We start from the raw sequence: 5,032 nt of genomic DNA on the forward strand, positions 1-5,032 counted from the left end.
GGGGGGGGGGGGGGGGGGGGGGGGGGCGGGCGCCGGGGGGGGGGGGGGGGGCGGGGGCAGGCAGGGGGCCTTCGGCCCCCTCCTGGCCTGCGGCCAGTTCACCCCCGAGAGTATTTCGGCCAAGAAGAAGCCGCGCGCCGGATTACAGCCGGATCGGATCGGCCTTGGCCAGCCGGTCGAAGGCCATCAGGGTTTCCAGCAGCCGGGGCATCTGATCCAGCGGGATCATGTTCGGTCCGTCGGAAGGCGCGGTATCGGGGGTCTCATGCGTCTCGATGAAGACGCCGGCGATGCCCAGGCTGACGGCGGCGCGGGCCATCACCGGGGCGAATTCCCGCTGCCCGCCCGAAGCCCCGCCAAGGCCGCCGGGTTGCTGCACCGAATGGGTGGCGTCCATGATCACCGGATAGCCGGTTTTCACCATTGTCGGCAGCGACCGCATGTCCGCCACCAGCGTGTTGTAGCCAAAGGACGTGCCACGTTCGGTCAGCATGATCCGCTGATTGCCGGTCGAGGCGACCTTGTCCACGACATTGGGCATATCCCAGGGCGCCAGGAACTGGCCCTTCTTGATGTTGACCACGGCGCCGGTTGCGCCCGCGGCGAGCAGCAGATCGGTCTGGCGGCACAGGAAGGCGGGGATCTGGATCACATCGACGACGGCCCCCGCGATACGGGCCTGTTCGACATCGTGGATATCGGTCAGCACCGGGCAGCCCAGCGTCTGGCGCACGCGGTCCAGGATTTTCAGCCCCGCCTCGATTCCAAGCCCGCGGCGCCCGGACACCGAAGTCCGGTTGGCCTTGTCATAGCTGGCCTTGAAGATGAACTGTGCGCCCGCCGCCGCGCAGGCCTCGGCCATGCGGGTGGCGATCATCAGCGCGTGATCCTGGCTTTCCAGCTGGCAGGGGCCGGCGATCACGGTCAGTGGCCGGTCATTGCTGACGGTCAGCCCGCCGATCTGGACATCTTTCATGGCACCTCTCCGGTTGCGTCAGCTTGAAACCTGTTCGCGCAGGATCGAGACGGTCAGCGACAGCATCAGGTAGATACCGGAAAAGATCAGGAAGGCCAGCAACGTGTTTTCAAAAGCGCGTGGGTAGGTCGGTTCATCCGGGGCGACGGGCCGCACCCCCATTTCCAGGTAGCGGACCTGCTTGTTGGCCTCGACCCGGGCGGTTTCCAGCTGCTGGGCGGCGGCGGACAGCATCTGCTGGCGCGTCAGAAGGTCAGCCTCGGCGATGCGCAACTGTCCCGAGACGGCGGCCAGCGAGGTGCCCGACCCATTGGCCTGGGTCAGGCTTGCGCGCAATTCGGCGATCATCGCCTCCAGGCGTGCGATGTCGCCCTGCACCCCTTCCACGCGGGCGCGGTTGGGTCGCGGATTGTCCGTCAACTGCTGCAATTCCAGCCGTTTCTGGCGCAGCTGGGTTTCGAATGTGCCGATCTGCGTCATCACCACCGAGGTTTCGGTCGCCGGGTCCAGCACGCCCAGCTGTTCCTGCAGCGCCAGCACCCGGGCCTGGGCATCCAGCACCTTCTGTTCGGCATCGGCATAGCTGTCGCGCGCGCCCTTCATCTGGTCACCGCGCAGGCGCGCGGTCAGGCTGTCGACCTGTTCCTCGGCATAATCGATCAGCGCCTCGGAAAAGCGGCGCGACAGGCCGGGGTCGGCGGCGACCACCTCCATCCGGACGATGCCTTCGGTCGGGTCATAGCCGATCAGCACCATGTCGCGATACAGCTTGTAGGCGCGTTCGTTGGTGGCCCCGGGGGGCAGGCGGAGCAATGGGTCGATGCCGTCCTGTGAAAAATGCGCCTTGAATCCCAGATCGCCATCCAGCCGCATCATCGCATCGCGCGACTGCAGGAAGCTTTGCACCGTGATGCTGTCCTGGCTTGTGGCCAGCTGCGTACCCGAAAACAGCCCGCCCAGGCCGCCACCCGCGCCATCGGCCTTCTGGATCACGAATTCCGTCTTGGTGGCGTAAAGCGGTGTGGCCCACATGAAATAGTAAAGCCCCGCCAGCAAGGTGGGCAGGAACACGAAAAAGGTCAGCCGCGCCATCAGCATCGCCAGCCGGCGGCGGCGGCGGCGCGCGATGTCGCGCTGGATGCGGATGATTCCGCGCGCGCGGGTGCCTTCGTCCAGCACCTCGCGGCTGGGCATGTTCGTCCCCGGCCGCACCGTCTGGGGCAGCTTGTCCTGGTTTCTTGCCCCCTGGCCGGTCAGGCGCGCCAGCGATTTGGCGGCTGGTCCGCCGGCCTTGGCCCCCTGGGCCATATCCGCGCCCTGCGCGGCGATCTCGGCGGCGGCCTCGGCCTCATCGGGGCCGCCGTCGCCGATGATGCGCAACAGTTGCGCCCGGTCGAACGGGTCGATCCCCCTGCGCCGCAAAAGCCGCACCGCATCCAGATCGGATGTCGCGGCAAGCCCGTGTTTCAGCGCGACCCGCCGCGCCAGCCGCAGCTGCCGCCCCGTCAGCCCCTCGGCCCGGATCTGCGCCAGTTCCGCATCCGACGCCAGGTCCTGTGCCGGGGTTACCGTTCCGGTCGCGGCGGTGGCAAAGCGCCCTTCGCCAAAGCCGTCATCCTGGGTGTCGAACAGCGATTCGGCCCCGGCCCCGGCATCGCCTGCAGGCGGGTGGGCGGTGGCGGGCGCGTCGCTGTCACGCCGGATACGATACTTCTTCACCTTAGGCGTACTCATACATCCGCTTCGCTTCTTCCAGGGTATCGAACATGTGCAACTGCCCGTCGCGCAACACCGCAGCCGAGCGGCAGAATTTTTCAAGCGTCTGGGGCTGGTGCGACACGACGACGACGGTCGCTTCCTTCAGCCGGTCCCGCAGGATCGAACCGGCCTTGCGGTTGAATTCAACATCCGTGGACGCGGGCATGCCCTCATCGATCAGGTAGATGTCGAATTCCAGCGCCAGCAGCAACGAAAAGGTAAAGCGCGATCGCATGCCGTCGCTGAAGGTGCCGACGGGCATGTCGAAATATTCCTCCAGCCCGCAGACCCAGCGGCAGAAGGCCTCGACATAGTCGGGATCAAGCCCGTACAGCCGCGCGATGAAACGCGCGTTTTCGCGTGCGGTGTGTTTGCCCATTACCCCGCCCATGAACCCCAGCGGAAAGGACACCCGGCAGGTCTTGCGAATCTTCCCCTCATCCGGCTTCTCCAGCCCGGCCATCATGTTGATGATCGTGGTCTTGCCGGTGCCATTCGGCGCCAGAATGCCCAGGCTGTTGCCCAGTTCCACCCGGAACGAGGCGCGGTCCAGAATGACCTTGCGGCGCTGACCCGTCCAGAAGGACTTGCTGACATTGTCGAATTCGAGCATTCGCCCGGGCTCCGTCCTCGTGCTGTGACTGCTGCCGGTTCACCGCAATGTGCAGGCAAGGGGTTAAGAAAGCCCCTGCCGGATCAATCGGGCAGCATTATGTCCTAAGGAGAATGATGTATACGAACGGACAGGCTTTGTCTTGAAATTCGAAACGAAAACCATGACGAATGTGCCCCCCATTGCCGACCGGATCGCCGCTTGCCGGTTATGCGCGGCGCGCTTTGCCGCAACGGCCACCGCGCATGAACCGCGCCCGGTGGTCTGGTTCCGCGCGGGGGCTAGGGTGCTGATCGCGGGGCAGGCGCCGGGTGCGCGGGTGCATGCCTCGGGGCGACCCTTCACCGACCCCTCGGGCGACCGGCTGCGGCACTGGATGGGACTGGATGCAGCCACCTTCTATGACCGTGACCGGGTGGCGATCGTGCCGATGGCCTTCTGCTTTCCGGGCTATGATGCGCAGGGCGCCGATCTGCCGCCGCCCGCGATCTGTGCCCGCACCTGGCGCGATCAGGTGATGGCGGCGATCGGCGCGCCGGATCTGATCGTGCTGGTGGGCGGGGCCGCGCAACGCTGGCACCTGGGCGCGGATCGCGTGACCGACACGGTGGCGGCGTGGCAAGATCACGCCCCGCGCGTCTTTCCCTTGCCCCATCCGTCCTGGCGCAATACGGGATGGCTGAAACGCAACCCGTGGTTCGAGGCGGATCTGGTCCCCGCCCTTCGCACCCGCGTGCAGGAGGTTCTGCGATGACACCCTTTGACCGCGCCCATGCCGCGATGGAAGCCGCCCCCCGGGACGACCGGGCGCGACTGGCCGTCTATGACCGGCTGGCCGATGCCGAGCTGTTCATCCTGCTGGAACGCGAACCCGAGGATGACACCATCACCCCACAGGTCTTTGAAACCGAAGACGGGGATTTCGTCCTGGCCTTCGACCTGGAAGAACGCCTGACCGCCTTCACCGGCGCACCCGCCCCCTATGCGGCGCTGCCGGGCCGGGTCATCGCGCAATATCTGGCGGGCGAGGGTGTCGGTCTGGGCATCAACCTGGGCGTTGCGGCATCCTCCATGCTGTTGCCGCCCGAGGCGCTGGATTGGCTGACCGATACGCTGACCCATGCGCCACAGGCCGCCGCGGGCCGCCCCGCGGCCTTTCACGCGCCCGCCCTGCCGCCCGGGGTTCTGGGTGCGCTGCTGCCCGCCTTCGAGGCCAAGTTCGAACAGCTTGCAGGCCTTGCCAGCCATGCCCTTCTGGGTGGCGTCACCTATGACGATGGCCGGCGCGGTCATGTGCTGGCCTTTCTTGGCGCGCCAGACGCCGCGCAGCCCGGGATCGCCAAGGCCATGGCCGAGGCGCTGGCCTTTTCCGGGCTGGAGGCGGGCGAGCTGGACGTCACCTTCCTGACGCCGGGCGATCCCGCGGCCGAGGCGCTGCTGGCGCAGGCCCTTGTGCTGCACCTGCCCGAGCCGGACCCCGAAGAGGTGCAGGAACTGAAACCTGCCGCCCCCGGCATGGACCCTTCAAGGCCGCCCATCCTGCGCTGAAGCCTGCCCCTTCGGCTTTGCCAAATATCCCGGGGGTCTGGGGGCAGCGCCCCCAGCCGTGTCACAAACGGCAAGGGGGGGGGGGGGGGGGCCCCCCCCCCCCCCCCCCACGAAATACAACCACCACCAGAACGGGG

The 5,032-nt window shown here is 67.1% G+C and carries 5 protein-coding genes; 2 read left to right on the forward strand and 3 right to left on the reverse strand.

Features of this window, described 5'->3' with window-relative positions; all coding sequences use genetic code 11:
* Positions 1-142 precede the first annotated feature (142 nt).
* The 3 genes from kdsA to ACK8OU_RS19845 are packed head-to-tail and all read right to left on the reverse strand — an operon-like array spanning position 143 to position 3,347.
* Positions 143-976, reverse strand: a complete 834-nt coding sequence (kdsA, locus tag ACK8OU_RS19835) for a 3-deoxy-8-phosphooctulonate synthase (protein ID WP_410305058.1) — start codon at positions 974-976, stop codon at positions 143-145.
* 18 nt (positions 977-994) lie between these two features.
* Entirely contained in the window at positions 995-2,695 is a 1,701-nt protein-coding gene (locus ACK8OU_RS19840; RefSeq protein WP_410305059.1) for a capsule biosynthesis protein, read from the reverse strand.
* Between the two features lies 1 nt (position 2,696).
* Complete coding sequence (locus ACK8OU_RS19845) at positions 2,697-3,347, reverse strand: ABC transporter ATP-binding protein (RefSeq protein WP_410305060.1); 651 nt, start codon at positions 3,345-3,347, stop codon at positions 2,697-2,699.
* A 163-nt stretch (positions 3,348-3,510) separates the two neighbouring features.
* Between ACK8OU_RS19845 and ACK8OU_RS19850 the strand changes: the two genes are divergently transcribed.
* Both ACK8OU_RS19850 and ACK8OU_RS19855 read left to right on the forward strand, forming a co-directional pair.
* Positions 3,511-4,101, forward strand: a complete 591-nt coding sequence (locus tag ACK8OU_RS19850; protein WP_410305061.1) for a uracil-DNA glycosylase family protein — start codon at positions 3,511-3,513, stop codon at positions 4,099-4,101.
* Positions 4,098-4,895 (forward strand): SseB family protein, encoded by a 798-nt coding sequence (locus tag ACK8OU_RS19855; protein WP_410305062.1) that lies wholly within the window; start codon positions 4,098-4,100, stop codon positions 4,893-4,895. The genes ACK8OU_RS19850 and ACK8OU_RS19855 overlap by 4 nt, the downstream gene beginning before the upstream one ends.
* Positions 4,896-5,032 lie beyond the last annotated feature (137 nt).

Source organism: Pontitalea aquivivens (assembly GCF_046507575.1).
GTDB lineage: Bacteria > Pseudomonadota > Alphaproteobacteria > Rhodobacterales > Rhodobacteraceae > Pontitalea > Pontitalea aquivivens.

Excerpts from the sequence above, each read along its gene's own strand:
- kdsA (WP_410305058.1), bottom strand. The coding sequence starts at position 976 with ATGAAAGATGTCCAGATCGGCGGGCTGACCGTCAGCAATGACCGGCCA.
- ACK8OU_RS19845 (WP_410305060.1), bottom strand. The coding sequence starts at position 3,347 with ATGCTCGAATTCGACAATGTCAGCAAGTCCTTCTGGACGGGTCAGCGC.
- ACK8OU_RS19850 (WP_410305061.1), top strand. The coding sequence starts at position 3,511 with ATGACGAATGTGCCCCCCATTGCCGACCGGATCGCCGCTTGCCGGTTA.
- ACK8OU_RS19855 (WP_410305062.1), top strand. The coding sequence starts at position 4,098 with ATGACACCCTTTGACCGCGCCCATGCCGCGATGGAAGCCGCCCCCCGG.